Origin of the sequence: Grimontia sp. SpTr1, assembly GCF_947387585.1 — a bacterium.
GTDB classification, from domain to species: Bacteria; Pseudomonadota; Gammaproteobacteria; order Enterobacterales; family Vibrionaceae; genus Enterovibrio; species Enterovibrio indicus.
In genome coordinates, this window is the sequence record NZ_CANDOD010000002.1 from 543840 (window position 1) to 564321 (window position 20482).

General features: G+C 48.9%; 22 protein-coding genes. 19 read left to right on the forward strand and 3 right to left on the reverse strand.

The genetic code is table 11. The annotated features are described in order from the left end of the window. Nucleotide 1: 1 nt before the first annotated feature. From QL223_RS06650 to QL223_RS06740, 19 genes are all read left to right on the forward strand, one after another. The gene (locus tag QL223_RS06650; RefSeq protein WP_002538453.1) at nt 2–160 is read left to right on the forward strand and encodes a DUF3012 domain-containing protein; all 159 of its coding nucleotides are present in this window, start codon (nt 2–4) and stop codon (nt 158–160) included. Nucleotides 161–324: 164 nt separating this feature from the next. Further along, a complete protein-coding gene (locus QL223_RS06655; RefSeq protein WP_281544255.1) occupies nt 325–1740 on the forward strand; it encodes a cytochrome ubiquinol oxidase subunit I in 1416 nt (471 codons plus the stop codon). After that, nucleotides 1740–2738, forward strand: coding sequence for a cytochrome d ubiquinol oxidase subunit II (cydB, locus tag QL223_RS06660; protein ID WP_002538450.1), 999 nt, complete (start codon nt 1740–1742; stop codon nt 2736–2738). Before QL223_RS06655 ends, cydB (QL223_RS06660) begins: the two co-directional genes overlap by 1 nt. Then, entirely contained in the window at nt 2731–2850 is a 120-nt protein-coding gene (locus tag QL223_RS06665; protein ID WP_002538449.1) for a DUF2474 family protein, read from the forward strand. Before cydB (QL223_RS06660) ends, QL223_RS06665 begins: the two co-directional genes overlap by 8 nt. 102 nt (nt 2851–2952) lie before the next feature. After that, nucleotides 2953–3582, forward strand: a complete 630-nt coding sequence (ruvA, locus tag QL223_RS06670; RefSeq protein WP_039849946.1) for a Holliday junction branch migration protein RuvA — start codon at nt 2953–2955, stop codon at nt 3580–3582. 14 nt (nt 3583–3596) lie between these two features. Next, entirely contained in the window at nt 3597–4604 is a 1008-nt protein-coding gene (gene ruvB, locus QL223_RS06675) for a Holliday junction branch migration DNA helicase RuvB (RefSeq protein ID WP_002538447.1), read from the forward strand. 456 nt (nt 4605–5060) lie between these two features. Then, nucleotides 5061–6647: a cytochrome ubiquinol oxidase subunit I gene (gene cydA / locus QL223_RS06680; RefSeq protein WP_002538446.1), complete on the forward strand. Its 1587-nt coding sequence runs from the start codon at nt 5061–5063 to the stop codon at nt 6645–6647. A 14-nt stretch (nt 6648–6661) separates the two neighbouring features. Then, on the forward strand, nt 6662–7798 hold the full coding sequence (gene cydB / locus QL223_RS06685) for a cytochrome d ubiquinol oxidase subunit II (protein WP_281544256.1): 1137 nt from the start codon (nt 6662–6664) through the stop codon (nt 7796–7798). A gap of 15 nt (nt 7799–7813) precedes the next feature. Next, nucleotides 7814–7924: a cytochrome bd-I oxidase subunit CydX gene (cydX, locus tag QL223_RS06690; protein ID WP_039849945.1), complete on the forward strand. Its 111-nt coding sequence runs from the start codon at nt 7814–7816 to the stop codon at nt 7922–7924. Between the two features lie 10 nt (nt 7925–7934). Beyond that, nucleotides 7935–8219 (forward strand): cyd operon YbgE family protein, encoded by a 285-nt coding sequence (locus tag QL223_RS06695; protein WP_002538444.1) that lies wholly within the window; start codon nt 7935–7937, stop codon nt 8217–8219. Nucleotides 8220–8385: 166 nt separating this feature from the next. Continuing rightward, nucleotides 8386–8799 (forward strand): tol-pal system-associated acyl-CoA thioesterase, encoded by a 414-nt coding sequence (gene ybgC, locus QL223_RS06700; protein WP_039849944.1) that lies wholly within the window; start codon nt 8386–8388, stop codon nt 8797–8799. Then, nucleotides 8789–9475, forward strand: a complete 687-nt coding sequence (tolQ, locus tag QL223_RS06705) for a protein TolQ (RefSeq protein ID WP_046306749.1) — start codon at nt 8789–8791, stop codon at nt 9473–9475. Before ybgC ends, tolQ begins: the two co-directional genes overlap by 11 nt. Before the next feature lie 3 nt (nt 9476–9478). Then, on the forward strand, nt 9479–9925 hold the full coding sequence (gene tolR, locus QL223_RS06710; RefSeq protein WP_002538441.1) for a protein TolR: 447 nt from the start codon (nt 9479–9481) through the stop codon (nt 9923–9925). A gap of 8 nt (nt 9926–9933) precedes the next feature. Further along, nucleotides 9934–11031, forward strand: a complete 1098-nt coding sequence (gene tolA / locus QL223_RS06715) for a cell envelope integrity protein TolA (RefSeq protein ID WP_281544257.1) — start codon at nt 9934–9936, stop codon at nt 11029–11031. A 9-nt stretch (nt 11032–11040) separates the two neighbouring features. Continuing rightward, nucleotides 11041–12393 (forward strand): Tol-Pal system beta propeller repeat protein TolB, encoded by a 1353-nt coding sequence (gene tolB, locus QL223_RS06720; protein WP_281544258.1) that lies wholly within the window; start codon nt 11041–11043, stop codon nt 12391–12393. Between the two features lie 33 nt (nt 12394–12426). Then, on the forward strand, nt 12427–12948 hold the full coding sequence (pal, locus tag QL223_RS06725) for a peptidoglycan-associated lipoprotein Pal (RefSeq protein ID WP_002538438.1): 522 nt from the start codon (nt 12427–12429) through the stop codon (nt 12946–12948). 15 nt (nt 12949–12963) lie between these two features. Then, on the forward strand, nt 12964–13698 hold the full coding sequence (gene ybgF / locus QL223_RS06730; protein WP_281544259.1) for a tol-pal system protein YbgF: 735 nt from the start codon (nt 12964–12966) through the stop codon (nt 13696–13698). A gap of 166 nt (nt 13699–13864) precedes the next feature. After that, on the forward strand, nt 13865–14926 hold the full coding sequence (gene nadA, locus QL223_RS06735; RefSeq protein ID WP_039849941.1) for a quinolinate synthase NadA: 1062 nt from the start codon (nt 13865–13867) through the stop codon (nt 14924–14926). Between the two features lie 71 nt (nt 14927–14997). Continuing rightward, nucleotides 14998–15855 carry a bile acid:sodium symporter gene (locus tag QL223_RS06740; RefSeq protein ID WP_281544260.1) on the forward strand — a complete coding sequence of 286 codons (858 nt, stop codon included), beginning with the start codon at nt 14998–15000 and terminating at the stop codon, nt 15853–15855. Nucleotides 15856–15900: 45 nt separating this feature from the next. On the opposite strand, the gene QL223_RS06745 is transcribed toward QL223_RS06740, so the two are convergent. Genes QL223_RS06745 through QL223_RS06755 form a run of 3 tightly spaced genes read right to left on the reverse strand, consistent with a single transcriptional unit; the run spans nt 15901 to nt 20140 of the window. Then, a complete protein-coding gene (locus QL223_RS06745; RefSeq protein WP_281544261.1) occupies nt 15901–17394 on the reverse strand; it encodes a CoA-acylating methylmalonate-semialdehyde dehydrogenase in 1494 nt (497 codons plus the stop codon). A gap of 11 nt (nt 17395–17405) precedes the next feature. Further along, nucleotides 17406–18566: an iron-containing alcohol dehydrogenase gene (locus QL223_RS06750; protein ID WP_281544262.1), complete on the reverse strand. Its 1161-nt coding sequence runs from the start codon at nt 18564–18566 to the stop codon at nt 17406–17408. Beyond that, entirely contained in the window at nt 18563–20140 is a 1578-nt protein-coding gene (locus tag QL223_RS06755; protein WP_002538432.1) for a BCCT family transporter, read from the reverse strand. The genes QL223_RS06750 and QL223_RS06755 overlap by 4 nt, the downstream gene beginning before the upstream one ends. Nucleotides 20141–20482 lie beyond the last annotated feature (342 nt).

The window sequence follows — 20482 nt, forward strand, 5'->3', positions numbered from 1 at the left end:
GATGAAAAAGCTGTTGGCTGTATTTGCAGTGCTGTTTGTGATTGCTGGCTGTTCACCGGAAGTGGGCAGTGAAGAGTGGTGCAAAGAGCTAAAAGAAAAACCAAAAGGCGATTGGTCGACCAATGAAGCGACTGATTTTGCAAAACACTGCATTTTCTAAGCGAAACACTAAGCCTCAACCTGACACTAAAAAGCGAGCGTGGCTCGCTTTTTTTATTCCTCTATTAGGTAAGCCGCCTCTGATGATGAATTCTCCATAAAAGTGATCTCAGTCGTAAATCTTGACGTTCCAACTAGGGTCACTCACGTTTCGTGGAGTTGGGTATGTCGGAGCTTGCCATAGACCTGGCGCGAATTCAGTTCGCGTTCACCGTGTCTTTTCACATCATATTTCCTGCCTTTTCTATCGGGCTTGCCAGCTACATCACGGTGCTGGAAGCGCTGCACTTGAAAACCAAGCAGCACCAATACCTTGAGCTTTCTAAGTACTGGACAAAAATTTTTGCCGTCACGTTCGGTATGGGTGTGGTGAGCGGTATCGTCATGAGTTACCAGTTCGGCACGAATTGGGGTGTCTTCTCCGACAAAACCGGCCCAGTGCTTGGACCTTTGATGGGTTATGAAGTGCTCACCGCGTTTTTCCTCGAGGCGGGTTTTCTCGGCATCATGCTTTTTGGTCGCGAGCGTGTCGGTCCTAAACTTCATTTCCTGGCCGTTGCAGTCGTAGCGTTTGGCACTTTACTGTCCGCCACATGGATACTGTCAGTAAACAGTTGGATGCAAACCCCCGCTGGGTTTGATTTCAATGACAAAGGCCAATTTATCGTCACAGACTGGTTCGAAGTCGTGTTCAATCCGTCCTTCCCGTACCGCCTCGTCCACATGGTCATCGCTGCGTATCTGACAACGGCCTTTATGGTGGCAGGTGTCGGTGCTTGGCATTTACTGCGCGCGCCACACAATGAGCTGGGGCGGATAAGCCTTTCGATGGGTATGTGGATGGCGGTTTTGGTCACACCCATACAAATTGTCGCGGGTGACCTTCATGGTCTCAACACGCTTGAACATCAGCCTATGAAAGTGGCCGCCATGGAAGGACACTTTGAAACCCAAAAAGGCGCGCCCCTTATCCTGTTTGGTATTCCAAATGAACAGACCGAAACAGTTGATTACAAAGTCGAGATTCCAAAGTTGGGCAGCATCATTCTTACCCATTCTATTGATGGCGAGATAAAAGGTCTAAAGTCTGTCCCGCCAGAAGAGAGGCCGCCAGTTGCTACTGTGTTCTGGAGTTTCCGAATTATGGTGGCTATTGGTTTCTTAATGCTGGGTATGGGGTTGGTGTCTCTGTGGCTGCGTTATAAGAAAACCCTGTATGAAACGTCATGGTTCCTAAGGACCTGCGTATATGCCGCGCCTTGTGGCTTTTTGGCGATATTGGCAGGGTGGGTGACTACCGAAGTGGGACGTCAGCCATACACGGTATACGGATTACTCCGAACGTCAGAATCCGTGTCGCCGATTGATGCCAGTGCGGTTGGTGCTTCGCTCGCTGTGTTCGTGGTGGTCTATTTCGTGATATTTGGTGCGGGTATCTACTACCTACTGAAACTGATGAGAAAATCGCCGACCAAATACGAGCAGGATTTGGATGGGCGCATTGTCACCCGGCTTTCACATGGTAACTCAACCAAAGATATTACTGTGAATCCAGAGCCCGTCTCAGGTAAGGAGTCATAATGGATTACGCACTTATCTGGGCAGTGATAATCGCTTTTGCCGTATTTGCCTACGTCATTCTTGATGGCTTCGACCTTGGTGTTGGCATACTGTTTCCTTCGCTCAATGATGACGAAAAAGATGCCGCAATGAACTCTATTGCCCCCATCTGGGATGGCAATGAAACTTGGCTGGTATTGGGGGGGGGAGGCCTGTTTGCGGTATTCCCTTTGGCGTATGCCATCATCATGCCTGCAGTCTACGCACCAATCATTGCGATGCTGATTGGCCTCATATTCCGTGGTGTTGCGTTTGAATACCGCTATCGAACCAAAAAAGGCCGTTACCTATGGGACTGGTCTTTCGCGGGCGGTTCGATGGTAGCAACCTTTTCTCAAGGGATGATTCTCGGCACCTTGTTACAAGGAATTGAAGTTGCAGATAGGCAATACGCTGGGGGCTGGTTTGACTGGCTGACGCCTTTTTCTCTCTTCTGCGGTCTTGCAGTAACGGCAGGATATACCTTGCTCGGTGGCTGCTGGCTACTAATTAAGACTTCCGGGAGTATCGAAGAAAAGCTCTTTCCAAAGTGCAAAAAACTTACCCTCTTGTTCCTCGGAGCCATCGGTGTGGTGAGTGTTTGGCTTCCGTTTATCTCCAGCGATATCGCCGCGAGATGGTTCACTTTCCCGAACGCTGCCGGCTTTTTCCTTATTCCGGCCATTTCAGCGTTTGCAGCTTATCAACTGTGGCATGCGTTGGGTACGCGAAGGGCTGGTGCAGCTTACTGTTGGACACTGATGATTTACCTGATGGCGTTCGCTGGTTTTGCCATCAGTATATTCCCTTACATGGTGCCAAGGGCGGTGACCCTTTGGGATGCGGCTGCACCAGACAATAGCCTTACATTCTTGCTTGCTGGCGCTGTGGTTTTGCTGCCAATCATCATCATTTATTCTGCCTATTCCTACTGGGTGTTCCGCGGGAAGGTCAGAGCAGACGAGGGATACCATGAATAAACAGAGCAAGGCGTTTGCGTGGTTTATCGGCTTGTGGCTGGCTGGTGTATTGGCTGTGACGGCACTTGCCTACTTCATTCGTTACACCATGCAGTGGGTTGGATTAGTCTGATCGCATAGCCATTTCAAGTACATGCTCGGCTTTAAAACTGGATATCTATCCAGTTGTTCATTATCCTAACCACAATTATTAGCAACAATTTGAGTTTTGATTGTGATTGGCCGATTACGCGGAATTTTGCTTGAAAAGCAACCCCCTGAAATCCTGCTGGAAGTTAATGGCGTTGGTTATGAAGTCAGCATGCCTATGAGCTGCTTCTATGAATTGCCAGAAGTGGGTGAAGAAGCGATTATTTATACTCACTTCGTTGTGCGTGAAGACGCGCAGCTCCTCTACGGGTTTAACACCACCATCGAACGTGCTTTATTCCGCGAAGTCATCAAAGCCAATGGCGTCGGTCCTAAACTGGGCCTGGCGATTCTTTCCGGTATGACGGCAACTCAATTTGTCGACAGCGTAGAGCGCGAAGATGTGTCTACTCTGGTGAAAATCCCTGGCGTAGGTAAGAAAACCGCAGAGCGTTTGGTGATCGAAATGCGTGATCGCCTGAAAAACTGGCATGCCTTCGACCTGTTTACCCCACATGCCGATGCTGCAGCCCGCCGTGCGGCAAGCAATGAAACCGTTGTTGCTGCATCGAATGATCCTAAAGATGAAGCGATCAGCGCGCTTATCGCACTGGGCTACAAAGCTGCACAGGCTGAGAAAGTGGTCAAGCAAGTGGCCGTTGATGGCATGAAGAGCGAGGCGATCATCCGTGATGCGCTGCGTTCAATGGTCTAATAGGGTGATTTGGAATGATTGAAGCTGATCGACTGATGGGCACGGTACCTCCGAGCCGTGAAGACGACGTCATTGACCGCGCTATTCGCCCGAAGATGTTGTCGGATTATCAAGGTCAGGATCACGTCCGTGATCAGATGGAAATCTTTATTCATGCGGCGCGTAAACGTGAAGAAGCCCTCGACCATTTGCTGATCTTTGGGCCTCCAGGTCTGGGTAAAACCACGTTAGCAAATATTGTTGCTAATGAAATGGAAGTGAACATTCGCACGACCTCTGGTCCTGTACTGGAAAAAGCGGGTGACTTGGCGGCGCTTCTGACCAATCTTGAGCCAAACGATGTGCTTTTCATTGATGAAATTCACCGCTTGAGCCCTGTCGTGGAAGAAGTGTTGTATCCAGCGATGGAAGACTACCAACTGGATATCATGATTGGTGAAGGCCCGGCTGCGCGTTCTATCAAGATCGACTTGCCGCCATTTACGCTGGTGGGTGCAACGACACGTGCTGGTTCGTTGACCTCGCCACTGCGTGACCGCTTCGGTATTACGCAGCGCCTTGAGTACTACAACATTGCTGACCTAAAAGGCATTGTTCAACGCAGCGCGAATTGCCTGAATCTGGATATGGATGAAGAAGGGGCGTTTGAAATCGCTCGTCGTGCCCGTGGCACGCCGCGTATTGCGAACCGTCTGCTTCGCCGTGTTCGCGACTATGCCGAGGTTAAAGCTGATGGCCGTATCAATGCGGATGTGGCATCAAAAGCGTTGGATATGTTGGATGTCGATAACCAAGGTTTCGATTACATGGACAGAAAACTTCTCACGGCGATTATCGAGAAGTTTGATGGTGGTCCGGTTGGTTTGGATAACCTTGCCGCGGCAATTGGTGAAGCCAAAGACACAATTGAAGATGTATTAGAGCCTTACCTTATCCAACAAGGCTATTTGCAGCGCACCCCAAGAGGGCGTATTGCAAGCCAACGTGCTTACCTGCATTTCGGTTTTGATATGCCGGAGTAACAAGACTCTTCTCTTTGTTTCCTCAAAGGCTGGCCTAGTGTCAGCCTTTGCTATTTTTCCTCCCTGAACAATACTTCTAATGCAAATGTCGCGTGCTAGAAAGTTTCAATATCTGCCGATGTCTAATTTGGGTTTTGTTTTGATCTGGATCTTGAATTCAAGCGATTTAAACGCCCGAAGTTGATTAATTTGACAGCAGTCAATGTGAGATTGCTCCAAAGGCTTTGAAGCTCGACCCCAGAATGTTTAGTATTAGCTGGCACTATATTAGGAGATGCTTAACAAAATCCTAACCAGTGCGGCACATTCGTGCAACATAAAGAGGGATGGCTGTTTACACAGTCCCCGTAAGGAAGCTCAGTTAAGCGCGAGCTGTATGGCTCGCAGGTGATTAAGCATTTACTTAACGATACGTAAGTGTCGTGCGTCAGTCAGCCTGACGATGAAGGAGTTACTATGTTAACTGATATTGTTGATCTGTCGCGGTTCCAGTTTGCACTGACTGCGATGTATCACTTCTTGTTTGTCCCACTGACTCTGGGTATGGCATTCCTGCTAGCCATCATGGAGTCGTTGTATGTGATGACCGATAAGCAGATCTACAAGGACATGACCAAGTTCTGGGGTAAGCTGTTTGGTATTAACTTCGCGTTGGGTGTCGCTACCGGCCTCACTATGGAGTTCCAGTTTGGTACTAACTGGGCATACTATTCTCACTATGTCGGCGATATTTTCGGTGCCCCTCTGGCTATCGAAGCGCTGATGGCCTTCTTCCTGGAATCTACCCTTGTCGGTATGTTCTTCTTCGGTTGGGACCGTCTCTCCAAGCGCCAACACCTTACCGTCACATGGCTGACCGCCATTGGCTCCAACTTTTCTGCGCTTTGGATTCTCGTCGCTAACGGCTGGATGCAAAACCCTGTAGGGGCTGAGTTCAACTTCGAAAGCATGCGAATGGAAATGGTGAGCTTTGCTGAAGTTGTGCTTAACCCGGTTGCGCAGGTGAAATTTGTTCACACCGTTGCGGCAGGTTACACCACAGGTGCAATGTTTGTTCTGGGTATCAGTGCTTACTACCTGTTGAAAGGCCGTGACGTTGCGTTTGCGCGCCGCTCTTTCGCGATTGCTGCATCTTTTGGTATGGCGGGCATTCTGTCTACTATCGTACTGGGTGATGAATCTGGCTATGAGCTGGGCGACGTTCAGAAAGTCAAACTGGCCGCAATCGAGGCGGAATGGCACACAGAGCCAGCACCAGCTGCCTTCACCGTATTTGGTTTCCCTAATCAAGAAACCATGGAAACGGATTACGCGATCAAGATCCCGTACGTGATGGGTATCATCGCGACGCGTTCTTTCGATAAGCAAGTGACGGGTCTACATGACATCGTTGATGAGCACGAAGCACGTATCCGTAACGGTATGATTGCTTACGGCTTGCTTGAGAAATTGCGTGCAGGTGATAAAACACCTGAAAACCTGGCTGCATTTGACGATGTGAAGAAAGACCTTGGTTTTGGTCTGCTGCTAAAACAACAAACACCAAACGTTGTTGATGCGACAGAAGCACAAATCAAACAAGCGGCAAAAGACTCTATTCCACAGGTAGCACCGCTATTCTGGAGCTTCCGCATCATGGTAGCGTGTGGCTTCGCTATGCTGTTCATCTTCGGTATGGCGTTCTACCAGACTTGTCGCCAGAAAATCGATGAAAAACCATGGCTTCTCAAACTGGCTCTGTTTGGTATTCCATTGCCGTGGATTGCCTGTGAAGCGGGTTGGTTCGTTGCTGAATATGGTCGCCAGCCTTGGGCGGTGGGTGAAATTCTGCCAGTACACATGGCAGCATCTAACCTTCCTGCGTCAGAAATTATCACTTCACTGGTTGCGATCGTTGCACTGTACACAGTGTTCTTGATTGCTGAAGTGTACCTGATGGTTAAATTCGCGCGCTTAGGCCCTAGCAGCCTAAAAACAGGCCGTTATCACTTTGAAAAGCTAAAGACCCCGGAAACGGATCTTGCGCGTCAAGTTGAAGCATAAGGAGAGCGTAAGACATGTTTGAATACGAGATTCTGCGTCTGATCTGGTGGGCACTGATTGGTGTTCTGCTGATCGGCTTCGCGATTACCGATGGCTTTGATATGGGTGTCGGCGCGTTGGTGCCAGTTATTGGTAAAACCGATAACGAGCGTCGCGTGATGATTAACTCCATTGCGCCTCACTGGGATGGTAACCAGGTATGGTTGATCACCGCTGGTGGTGCGCTGTTCGCAGCGTGGCCTTTGGTGTATGCGGTGTCGTTCTCAGGTTTCTACCTGGCGTTGATTCTGACCCTGGCGGCTTTGTGGTTCCGTCCAATTGGTTTTGACTATCGTTCGAAAATTGAAGACCCACGCTGGCGTAAAACCTGGGACTGGGGCATTTTTGTGGGTAGCTTTGTGCCACCAATCATCTTTGGTGTGGCATTTGGTAACCTGCTGCAAGGTGTACCGTTTGAACTGAACGAGTTCCTGATCCCAACTTACCGTGGTTCTTTCTTTGGCTTGCTGAATCCGTTTGCGATTCTATGTGGCTTGGTCAGCTTGTTCATGATCGTGACGCAAGGCGCGACTTACCTTCAGATGAAAACCACTGATGCGCTGCATGTTCGTGCTCGTAATGTGGCTCAGATTTCTGCGATTCTGACTGCGGTATGTTTTGCACTTGCTGGCTTCTGGGCGCAAAGCATTGAAGGTTACGTGATCACCAGTGAAATCATGACCAATGCAACGTCGAACCCATTGAACAAAGAAGTGATGACCTTAACCGGTGCACTGTTCAATAACTACGAAGCTTACCCGCTACTGTGGACTGCACCGGCGTTGGCGGTATTTATGCCACTGTTGGTTGCTGTATGTGCACGTTTCGAGCATGACGGTTTTGCATTCTTGTTCAACAGCCTTGCGATTGCGGGAGTGATTTTGACGGCAGGTTTTGCGATGTTCCCATTCGTGATGCCTTCTAGCTTGTTCCCAGATCACAGCCTAACAATGTGGGATGCGACGTCGAGCGAGTTGACGCTGAACATTATGACGGGCGTTGCGATTGTGATGGTGCCAATCATCCTGTCTTACACCGCATGGTGTTACTACAAGATGTTCGGCCGTCTTGATGACAAGTTCATCGAAGAAAACAAAACCTCACTGTACTAAGAGAAGGAGTTAACCATGTGGTATTTCGCTTGGATTCTGGGTGTATTGCTGGCGTGCTCGTTCGGTATTATCAATGCGCTTTGGTTAGAACACACTGAAGCCATGGATCGTGACAGTGAAGAATAAGTTCACGACTATGCTAGACGGTCTGCATGACCGTCTTCATATCCGTGTGCTCATGCTGTTATCGCTGGCAATGGCGCTAACATGCGGCGGGTTAGTCATGTGGGATCCTCAGACTTTCGCAGATAAGATTGGCGGCTTCACTGTTGCCAATGGTCCTGCACTGATTTGGGCAACCTGTACCGGAATGATCCACGGTATGGCGTTCAAACCACGATTCTGGCTTTGGCAGCTCGTTTTCTTTCCACCGTTTGCGTGGGTAGTGATGAGTTTTGTGCTTGTAAAAGCATTTCTTTGACATCCCGTTGTAACACTCTGTTACCGACAGCCCGGCCTAAAACAGCTGGGCTGTTTTATTTTGCGCCATTCGTGACCAGCCTCGTCGCTTGGTGCTTTTATTACACTGAGTAAGTCAGTTATAGTATTTCGCTAAACCTTACTATGGATTTCAGGTAATTATCAGGATGAGGAGTCTCCATCCGTTCTGCTGGCCTGTTCGCATCTACTACGAAGACACTGATACTGGTGGGATCGTCTATCATGCGAACTACCTCAAATACTTCGAGCGTGCGAGAACAGAACTTCTGCGCAGCATTGGTGTCCATCAACATACGTTATTTGAAGAACATACGGCGTTTGTCGTACGTCATATGGACATCGATTTCCTCAAAGGCGCAAAGCTTGACGAAGAACTTACCGTTCAAACAACGGTACCTGAAGTTCGTCGGGCGACCCTCACATTCTGTCAAGATTTGGTGAATTCAGAAGGCGATGTGTTGTGTCGTGCCACCGTTAAGGTAGCCTGTGTCGATTCTGAGAAAATGAAGCCGAAATCTATCCCTAAATCGATTCAATCGGAGATTTTAAGTGAGCGCTGAACTTTCAATTCTTGATCTGTTCTTGCAGGCGAGTCTGCTGGTTAAAGCAGTCATGTTGGTTCTGCTGGGCATGTCTGTCGTGTCTTGGGCAATGATCATTAAGCGTTCGCAGGTGCTTTCAGAAGCGTCATCGAAAGCGGAGCGTTTTGAAGACAGATTCTGGTCCGGGATGGACTTGTCTCAACTGTTTCAGGAAGTGCAGGCTCGCAAAGACAACCTGTCAGGCAGTGAGCAAATCTTCTACTCTGGCTTTAAAGAATTTGCCCGTCTTCACCGTAGCAACGGCAAAGTGCCGGAAGCTGTGATGGAAGGCACCTCCCGTGCCATGCGCGTTTCCCTCTCAAAAGAAGTGGAATCGTTGGAAACCAATCTTCCATTCCTTGCAACGGTCGGTTCAATCACGCCATACATCGGCCTCTTTGGTACGGTTTGGGGCATCATGCACGCATTTATTGCGCTGGGTGCTGTTAAGCAAGCGACCCTTGCCATGGTTGCACCGGGTATCGCAGAAGCACTTGTCGCAACTGCAATGGGTCTGTTTGCTGCTATCCCAGCGGTGATGGCGTACAACCGATTTACTGCGAAAGTGGGCAAGCTTGAGAACAACTACATCAACTTCATGGAAGAGTTTTCGAGCATTCTTCACCGTCAGGCGTTTGCTTCACCGAAGGAGTAATGTATGCCTTACCAGCGTAAACGGCGGAAAATGAACGCCGAAATCAACGTGGTGCCATACATTGACGTGATGTTGGTACTCTTGATTATCTTCATGGTGACAGCGCCTTTTGTTACGCAGGGTGTAGATGTGGATCTTCCACAAACATCGAATGCTAAAACAGCGGCGGAGCTTGCAAAAGAAGAAGACAGCGGCGCGTTTATTATCGTAGAAGTTGATCAGAACGGCGGTTTGGGACTTTCCGTGAATAACGGAGACATGCAACGCGGTCTGTCACTTCAGGATCTACTTATCCGCGTGAAGGCAGAGCTAGAAATTAACCCTAAATCACCTGTGCTTGTTGGTGGTGATGGGCGCGTGCCGTATTCAGAAATCATTCTCACCTTGGACGCATTGAACCAAGCTGGGGTTTCATCAGTCGGCTTGATGACGGAACCGCTTGATTCATGAGAGATGGAATGAAGAACACTCAGAAGTCGAGTTACACGGGCGCAACTTTCGTTTCTGTATTGCTGCATGCTGCATTATTCGGTGGCTTACTTTGGGGGGCGGACTTTACGAAAGTCTCGCACCAACCGGTAGGGCAAAGCATTGAAGCTGTCGTCATAGACCCAAGTGTGGTGAACGAGCAGGCGAGAAAAATTCGCCAGCAGCGGGATGAAGCCAAGCGTCAGGAAGACGATCGTCTCCGTCGTTTGGAACAGCAAGCTGATTTGCTTGAGCAGCAGCGTGAGCAGGAAGAAAAACGCCTGCGTGAGTTGAGAGCAGAAAAACTGGCTGCTGAAAAAGAGGCCCGTGAAGCGGAAGTCGAGCGCAAGCGTATTGCTGATGCCAAGAAAAGAGCCGCTGAAGAACAGCGCAAAGCCGAAGAAGCTACACGTATTGCTCAGGAAAAAGCGGCTGCAGCCGAAGCTGAGCGTGTTCGTCGCGTAGAGGAGCAACGCAAAGCGGAAGAAGCGGCGAAGAAAGCAGAAGCAGACCGCCAACGCGCCGTTGAAGAGCAACGTAAAGCTGAGGAAGAACGTCAACGCAAACTGGCCGAAAAGCAGCGTGCTGAAGAAGAAGCACGCAAAGCGGAAGAGGAACGCCAGCGTAAGTTAGCTGAGAAGAAAAAAGCTGAAGAGGAAGCCCGTAAAGCCGAAGCTGCGCGTAAAGAAGCTGAGCGCAAAGCTGCAGAAGCGAAGCGCAAGCAGGCAGAGCAGGAGGCTGCCCTCAACGAGCTTTTTAGCGGTCTCGAGTCGGAATCCGCCACGCGCGATTCGGCTCGAGGACGTTTTGTGAATGATGAGGTTGCACGTTACATAGGCATCTTCACTCAAAGTATCTCGAGTAAGTACAACAAAGACGCTGTGCCTAGCGGTCAAATATGTGATTTAAGGTTGAAGCTTTCCAGAACAGGTCTTGTTTTGGATGTTCAAGAGCTCAAAGGCGACTCAATTGCTTGTCGCATAGGAAGTTCAGCGATATTCGAAGTAGGTACGTTTCCAATGCCTGAAGACGAAGACGTTAAAAAGCAATTTTTAGAGTTTGTTTTTGAGTTCAGGCCAGAGCAATAAAGGGTATTTATGTTCAAACGAATTCTATTCAGTGCCATAGCGCTTATCATCGCTTTCGCACCATCAGCGTATGCTGAATTAAGAATTGTCATTACAGACGGTATTAGCTCCGCGCGCCCAATTGCCATTGTTCCTTTCAAATGGGAAGGTGAGGGCAAGCTTCCTACGGATGTTTCAGCGGTCGTGGCTTCGGATTTACAACGAAGCGGCAAGTTTAGCCCAGTACCAACCGACAAAATGCCACAAACGCCATACAACGATGAGCAAGTGGATTTTAACGACTGGACTGCAATGGGTGTGGATGCGTTGGTAACAGGTACCATCAGCCCAACGGCTGATGGCAAATACCTCATTAATTATCAACTGATTGATATCGTTCGCGGCCAGTTGACTGGCGGCCAGAGTAAAGGGCTGTCTACAACTGGCGAATTGGTGCTGACTAAAGACCATTTGTTGCTGAACAACCGCAAAGTGGTTGGTGACAAACAGCTTCGTCAATACGCCCACCGCATTTCTGATTTGGTTTACGAGAAGCTAACGGGCGAAAAAGGGGCATTCCTGACGCGCATTGCGTATGTGGTTATCGATGACAAAGCGGAACATCCTTACCAACTTCGTATTGCGGACTACGATGGCTACAGCGAATTGTTGGTACTTCGTTCCAAGCAACCACTGATGTCGCCAGCATGGTCGCCTGACGGCAAGCAGTTGGCTTACGTGAGTTTCGAGAACGGTCAGGCCCAGATTTTCCTGATGAATATCTACACCGGTGAACGTGAAATGATTTCGTCATTCCCACGTCACAACGGTTCGCCACGCTTCTCTCCGGACGGCAGCAAACTGGCGATGGTACTGTCGAAAACTGGCAGCCTTCAGGTTTACGTGTTGGATTTGAAGACCCGCAAGATGGACCAGATCACTAAAGGCCGTGCGAATAACACCGAACCATTCTGGGATCCAGACGGGCAGTCTTTGATCTTTACCTCAGACCGGGGTGGTAAACCACAGATTTATCGAGTAAATTTAGCCGATGGTTCTACCAATAGGATTACTTGGCAAGGTAGCCAGAACCTCGGCGGTCAACTTACCCCGGATGGTAGATACCTGGTGATGGTTCACCGCTCGGACTCAGGCTACAACATTGCAAAACAAGATTTGCAAACGGGTGCTGTTGAGATTCTAACGAAAACTATGTTGGATGAATCTCCAAGCCTTGCGCCAAACGGCAGTATGGTCATTTACAGCTCAGTTTACGGGCGTAATAACGTGCTTTCTTTGGTGTCCATTGATGGACGCTTCAAAGCGAGACTACCAGCTACCAATGGCCGGGTGAGAGCCCCAGCATGGTCCCCGTTCCAATAAATATTTGCGCTTATTTGATATAAGGAAAACAAGATGCAAGTTAATAAAGTACTTAAGGGTTTGGCTGTAGCGCTGCCTATGTTTACTCTGGCGGCATGTAGCTCAAGCGACAGCTCTACCGACAGCACTGGCACCGAAACGAACAACGGTTCACAAACTACTGTTGTGACTCCAGTTGATGGCGGTCAAGGCGGCCTGACTGAGCAAGAGATCCGTAACAACGAATTGCGTCAGTCTCAAACCGTTTACTTCAGCTTCGACGACTACTCTGTTCTTCCACAGTTTGAAGATATGCTGGATGCACACGCAGAATTCCTGCGCGCTAACGCAGACATCAAAGTAGTTGTAGAAGGTCACGCAGATGAGCGTGGTACTCCTGAGTACAACATCGCGCTGGGCGAGCGTCGTGCAAATGCAGTTGCTAAGTACCTGCAAGCACTGGGCGTACCAGCATCTCAAATCTCTATCGTAAGCTACGGTGAAGAAAAGCCACTGGTTCTTGGCCAGGGTGAAGAAGCTTACGCGAAGAACCGTCGTGCGGTTCTGGTTTACTAATTAAAGGTAAATCTTATGAACAGTAACACTTTGCGTGCTCTATCGCTGGCGTTACTGGTGAGTGCGGCAGCCCCTGTGGCTGCCGCACCTGCTCCGGTGACTGAGTTGGGCGGTAGTGGTAGCTCTGTTGAGCGCTTGGAGCGAATGCTGGAAGCTCGAAACCAGATGCAAATCGACATGCAGCGTCAACTTGACCAGATGGCGAGCGAACTCGATGAGTTGCGTGGCACGGTCGAAAGAAATAATTACGAATTAAATCAGATGCTGGAACGTCAGCGCGATCTCTACCGTGAGATTGATTCGCTGAGAAATGCGAAACCGGCACCTGCTGTTGAAGCTAAGCCTCAAGAAAATGCTTCAACGGAAAAATACTCTGCGAATCAGTCTGAGAATGCGGAATATGATGCGGCAGTCAATCTCATCCTGAAAGAGAAAAACTATGCAGGCGCGACAGAAGCGTTCAACGCATTCTTGGCGAAATACCCTGAGTCAATTTACAAGCCAAACGCACACTACTGGCTGGGACAGTTGTACTTCTCTAAAAGCCAGTTAGACGATGCGAAGAAAAACTTCACAGCCGTTAGCCAGTTTGCCAAATCAAGCAAACGTGCCGATGCACTGTTGAAGTTGGGCATTATTGCTGACCGCCAGAAAGATGCGGCAACAGCCAAAACCCTCTTTGAGAAAGTTGTGAAGGAATACCCTGGCACAACCACGGCAAAACAAGCTGAGAAGCAGTTGAGCCAATAAGTTCTAAAAGTGTCACTCAAGAAAGCCAGCATGATTGCTGGCTTTCTTATATCTAAATGAATCAACTTGGGTGTAATTGATATTACGCTTTAGCGTCATAAAAGATGAAAACTCGATACCAAGCTGGGTATAATGACCGGATTGGAAGCCAAATCTGAGTAAGTTGATGAGCCAGATTATTAATACTGCAGAGACAGTATATCCTTTCCCTCCGAAGCCGGAGGCCTTGTCCGAGCAACAGAAAACTGACTACATCGCGAGCATCAAGCAACTGCTTAAGGAAAAAGATGCAGTGATGATTGCTCACTACTATACCGACCCTGAAATCCAGGCGCTGGCCGAAGAAACCGGTGGTTTCGTTGGTGACTCTCTGGAAATGGCGAAGTTTGGTAACAAACATCCTGCTAAGACCCTTCTGGTTGCTGGCGTTCGCTTTATGGGCGAAAGCGCCAAAATCCTTACTCCGGAAAAAACGGTTCTGATGCCAACGCTTGAAGCAGAGTGTTCATTGGATTTGGGCTGCCCAGAAGATCGCTTCACCGAATTCTGTGATGCTCACCCTGACCATACGGTTGTGGTTTACGCCAATACTTCTGCAGCAGTTAAAGCCCGTGCGGATTGGGTAGTCACTTCGTCTATCGCGCTGGAAATCGTTGAGCATCTCGACGCTGAAGATAAGAAAATTATCTGGGGTCCTGACCGCCATTTAGGCTCATACATCGCGAATAAGACCGGTGCAGAAATGCTGCTTTGGCAAGGCGAGTGTGTGGTGCACGATGAGTTTTCAGCGAAAGCGTTGAGAGACATGAAAGCGGTCTACCCAGACGCTGCGATTCTTGTTCACCCAGAATCCCCAGCCAGTGTTGTAGAGCTTGCAGACGCTGTCGGCTCAACCAGCCAGCTGATCAAAGCCGCAAAAGAGTTGCCAAATAAGCAACTGGTGGTCGCGACTGACAAAGGCATCTTTTTCAAGATGCAGCAGATGGTGCCGGAGAAAGAGCTGATTGAAGCGCCAACCGCTGGTGCCGGTGCAACATGCCGAAGCTGTGCACATTGTCCTTGGATGGCAATGAACGGCTTGAAGGCCATCGAACTGGCATTGCGTGAAGGTGGCGAAGAGCATGAAATCTTCGTTGACGAAGCGATCCGAGTGAAATCTCTTATTCCATTGAACCGTATGCTGGATTTTGCTGCTTCTCTGCAATTGCAGGTTAAAGGCAACGCGTAAGGTCAAAGAAAGTTATTCAAAAGGCGGGCATGATGTTCGCCTTTTTTGTTTCCAAATATTGAGGAATAAACATGGCACAAGCAATGTTAACCATAGGGCTTCCAATCGCACTGGCTTGGATGATGTTCTGTGTCGGCATTACCTTGTCATTGGCTGATTTCAAACGTGTGGCGGAGTACCCGGGAAAAATTGCAGCTGGACTAACGGCTCAGCTTGTTGGTTTGCCGCTAATTGCCTACATCCTGATTCATGTTTTTGCATTGCCAGAAGTGGTCGCTGTGGGTCTTTGGATTCTGGCACTGGCTCCGGGTGGAGCTTCCTCCAACGCGATAAGTCATTTGGCAGGTGGAGACTCTGCACTCTCTATCACCATGACAGCGGTCAGCAGTCTGATTATTCCTTTCAGTTTACCTTTGATGCTGCCTTTGGTGCTCTCCGATGTTTCTGCAGTTATCCCAGTAAAAACGGCCATTCTTCAGCTTGTCGCTGTCACTTTGTTGCCAGTGACTATCGGTATGTTACTCAATCACTTGGTGAAAGGTGAGGGGGTTACTCGTTTCTCTGTTTTGGCAGGTAAATCAGCTTTGTGGGCGCTGTTCTTTACTGTGGCAGTGACGCTGGCTGCTAACACGGCCGTATTCTCTCAACTATTCTCTGTTGCGTCTGTGATGGTGCTGTTACTGTGTTTGTTGGGAATGGGCTTGGGTGTGGCCGTGTCAAAGCTGTTTTCAGGCGATAGAAAGCTCACACGAACTTTTGCCATTGAGGTGGGGATTCAAAACGCAGGCACAGCGATATTCGTCGCTGTCGTACAACTTCAGCAGCCTGAACTGGCATTGACGCCTTTACTTTACGGGGTGTTGATGAATATTCCAGCTGTGATATTGATTGTACTGAATAAACGCAAGCAAGACTCTGTAACGGCATAAAAAAAGAGCTGCCATCGGCAGCTCTTTTTGCTTTGCGTTTTCAAATTACAGCGTCGGCATAGAGAAAGAAGTGCTCTCACGCACACTGGCCGATGGCCAACGTTGGGTGATGGTTTTACGTCGGGTATAAAACTTCACTGAGTCAGGCCCATACGCATGAAGGTCACCAAAGAGTGATTGCTTCCAGCCGCCAAAGCTGTGATAAGCCACAGGAACTGGCAGGGGAATGTTGATTCCAACCATGCCGACTTTGATGTGATCAGAGAAGTAACGCGCCGCTTCACCGTCTCGGGTGAAAATGCAGGTGCCGTTGCCATATCTATGCTCGTTAATGAGTGTCATGGCTTCTTCCATGGAATTCACGCGAACGACCTGTAGCACAGGTCCAAAGATCTCTTCCTGATAGCTGATCATGTCTGGTCGAACATTGTCGATGAGTGTTGCACCCACATAAAAACCATTTTCATAGCCTTCAACATGCGGGTTTCGTCCATCAACTACAAGTCTCGCACCATCTTCCGCAGCAGAAGCAATATAAGCTTCGACTTTCTCTTTGTGCTCTTGAGTGATCACAGGGCCGAAATCATTGTCATTGTCATAGAATGGTCCAACGCGCAGTGATGAAAGCTTCTCTGCGAGACTGCCGACTAATCTGTCCGCCGCGTCATCACCGACTGCTACTGCCACAGAGAGCGCCATACATCGTTCACCGCTAGAACCGAATGCAGCACCAAGCAATTGGTTCACCGCGTTTTCCATGTCGCAATCAGGCATGACAATCGCGTGATTTTTCGCGCCGCCGAGAGCCTGACAACGTTTGCCGGCCTGACTCGCCTTTTCATAGATGTACTGCGCAATCGGTGTGCTGCCAACAAAGCTGACAGCTTCAATGCCTTTGCTTTCCAGCAGTCTGTCTACCACGGTTTTATCGCCTTGAATAACCTGCATGACACCGTCTGGCAATCCTGCTTCTTTCAGGAGTTCAGCAATATATAGTGCTGCGCTGGGGTCGCGTTCAGACGGTTTGAGGATAAAGCAGTTACCGCAAACCAATGCCATAGGGAACATCCATAGCGGCACCATGGCTGGGAAGTTGAAGGGGGTAATACCCGCAACGACACCGAGTGGCTGATGTTCAGACCAAGAGTCGATGCCTGCGCCGACGTTTTTGCTGAACTCACCTTTCAACAGTTCTGTTGCGGAACAAGCGTATTCGACATTTTCGATACCACGTTGAAGCTCGCCCATTGCGTCGTGTTGAATTTTTCCGTGTTCTTCACCGATCAATCGACAAATGGTTTCCTTATTATCTTCGAGCAACTGCTTGTATCTAAACATGATGCGCGCGCGTTGAATGGCTGGTGTGTTGCGCCACTCTGGGAATGCAGCATTTGCGATGTCGACCGCTTCATCCACCAGCTCAACGGGCGCTAACAATACATCCTTAGCGTGCTCCCCCGTTGCTGGGTTGTACACTGCTTGCTTTCTGGAGCAAGTTTCTCTGATCTCTCCGTTGATCAAATGCCCGATATCCGTCATTTCGTTTTCTCCTATTTCCAGAGGCTGGTGTAGAGTGTTTTCATTTCGTCTTCAGTTGGCACTCTCGGGTTATTCCCTGGGGAACCGGATCCAAAAGCCTGCTGAATCATGGTGTCGAGCACGGCGTCAAAATCATCTTTTACCACACCAAACTCTTCCAATGTGGGGACTTTTAGTTCTTCATTGAGTGCCAGCAACTCTTGTTGCAGGCGGCTATTGGCTTCTTCAACACTGGCAGACTCATCAACCAATCCCATCGCTTTCGAGCACTGTGCGTAACGTTCAGGGCAAGCCGGAATGGAAAAGGCGGTAATACTTGGTAGCAACATGGCATTGGACAATCCGTGTGGCACATGGAAAAACGCGCCAATAGGCCGGCTCATACCGTGAACCAAGGCAACTGAGGCATTGGAAAAGGCAATGCCTGCGAGTGTGGAACCCATCATCATTTTCTGACGTGCTTCGACATTTTGACCGTCGTGGTAGGCCTTGCGAAGGTTTGGCGCGATAAGACGCATCGCTTCCAACGCATTGTAATCACTGAATGGATTTCCTTTCTTACTCACGTAAGCTTCGATAGCATGAGTAAGTGCGTCGATCCCTGTGTCCGCGGTGATGCGAGGGGGTAATGACATGGTTAACTTGTAGTCCACCAAGGCAGCGACAGGGAGAAAACCAAGGCCAATACACAGCATCTTTTCATCGGTCTCGGAGTCCGTGATGATGGTGAACTTAGTCACCTCTGAGCCAGTACCCGCTGTGGTTGGAATTGCTACGACCGGAATACCGGTTTCATTGACGATGCGAGGTGCTTTGTAATCACGCATGATGCCGCCATGGCTGGCAAGCATACTAATCGCCTTGGCGCTGTCGATGGCGCTGCCGCCTCCAAGTGCGACAATGCAGTCAGTTTGACTATCGCGTGTTACTGAGACCGCTTCTTCAATCGATTGTGAGGTTGGCTCTGGAATAGTGTCAGCGTATATCTGACTTTGAATTCCAGCTTCCGATAGCAGTTCGGTCACCATGGCGGCATAACCCATTTGAACCATGGTTTTGTCAGTCAGGATCAGTACGCGTGAAGCGTTAAATCCTTTCACGATATCCGGCAGACGTTTGGTTGCGTCTTCACCGAATTCCATCATCCGTGGCATAGCAACTGAAGTGCTCATTTTATGGCTCCTACTGTATTGGTATCTGGTTTTCCGGGGAGCGGCTCTCTGCGTAGTGAACGATAGAGGCCAACGGTGGTGGCTATCACTACTATGGAATATGGGAGAGCTGCGATAATTGAAGCGGTTTGCAAGGCTCCTAAGCCGCCGGCCAGCAATAACACGGCGGCGACTAGTCCGATCGATATGCCCCAAAAGATGCGGTAGCGTGATGGTGGATGCTCATCACCCATTGAAATCAAGGTACAAATCACAAGCGTTGCTGAGTCTGCAGAAGTCACGAAGTAAGTCACGAGCATGACGGTACAAATCGCGGCTCCAATGGTAGTCAGAATGGTACCGACATCCATCAACTCAATGGTCTTAAACAGTGCTAAGGTCAGGTCTTCATTAACGGCTTCAACAACGCCACCACTGCCAAACAACTCTATGTACATGGCGGTATTGCCGAAGATAGTAATCCAGAAAGTAGCAAGCAATGTTGGTGCTAACAGGACCCCAAGAGTGAACTCCCGAATGGTGCGTCCACGAGAAATACGTGCGATAAAAATGCCGCAGAAGGGTGCCCAGGCGATCCACCAACCCCAGTAGAAAATGGTCCAAGCGCTTTGCCAGGTATTTTCAGGGTTTGGGTCTACCCATAGGCCAAGCTTGACCACGTTAAGCATGTAGTCACCAAGGTTTGTGAAGAATGAACCGATCACATAAGCAGTAGGGCCGAGAACGATGAAGAAGGCGAGCATGACTACGGTGAGTTGCATGTTAAGTTCGCTGAGGATGCGAATGCCTTTGTTAACGCCCGTAAGCACTGAAATGGTGGCCAGAGCAGAGATAGCGATGATAAGAACAATTTGAACTGACGTACTGATTTCAACGCCGAGTAGGTAGTTGAGCCCGGCATTCATTTGCTGCGCGCCCAATCCAAGAGAAGTGGCTATACCAAACACGGTGCCAAATACCGCCAGCAGGTCAGCAGCGTGTCCTAAAGGGCCGTAAATCCGATCGCCAAGAAGAGGGTAAAGCCCTGAGCGGATGGAAAGTGGGAGTCCTTTACGATAGGAGAAGTACGCCAACGATAGTCCGCAAATGGCGAATAAGCCCCATCCATGCAAACCCCAGTGAAAAATGGCAATACGCATAGCAACTTGGCCAGCGAGGATAGACTGTGCTTGGCCTTCATTCACAAACGGGTTGCTTTGAAAGTGGTACATCGGCTCCGCGATACTCCAGAACAGAATACCAATACCGATCCCTGCGCCGAACAGCATGGAGAACCATGAGAAAAACCCAAACTCTGGTTCTTCATCATCTTTGCCTAGCTTAATGCCGCCGTAGCGACTGACAATGAGGTAAAACGCAATGAAAAGGAAGACACTCATCAGGCCAACGTAGTACCAAGAGAAATTGGTCGCGATGTAATCTTTGCAGTATTTGTAGAGGGCGCTGGCTTGCTCTGGTACCAAGACAGTATATAAAACAAATAATATGACGAGAACGGAAGAGCCAACAGCCATAAGCGGATTAACACCCGCAAAAATGCCGCCTCCCTCTTTCGAATTAACCTCTGAACTCATTGCGATGCTCCTTGTTAAACATTATTAAATTAATAAGATTCTGAGTTTTTTCTTAATTCACTTTCTCGACGTTTTATATTTGCTCATTTGCGACTTATATATGTCGCATTTAGGTAAGTAAGGCATGTTTTACCCGAGGTAGTAACCTTTCATAATTCTATGCTTTTCATCAATTAATAAATTTTTAGCCATTGGTATAAAAATAATTATGCATTGAAGCTGTGTGTCACTAATTTTACATTCTGACCATTTCTTTCTGCGGTGATTGGGTGTAAACAGTGACTTTATAAAAATGAAAATCCGACACTTATTGCTGTCGGCTAGATGGACTTTTCTCATAAA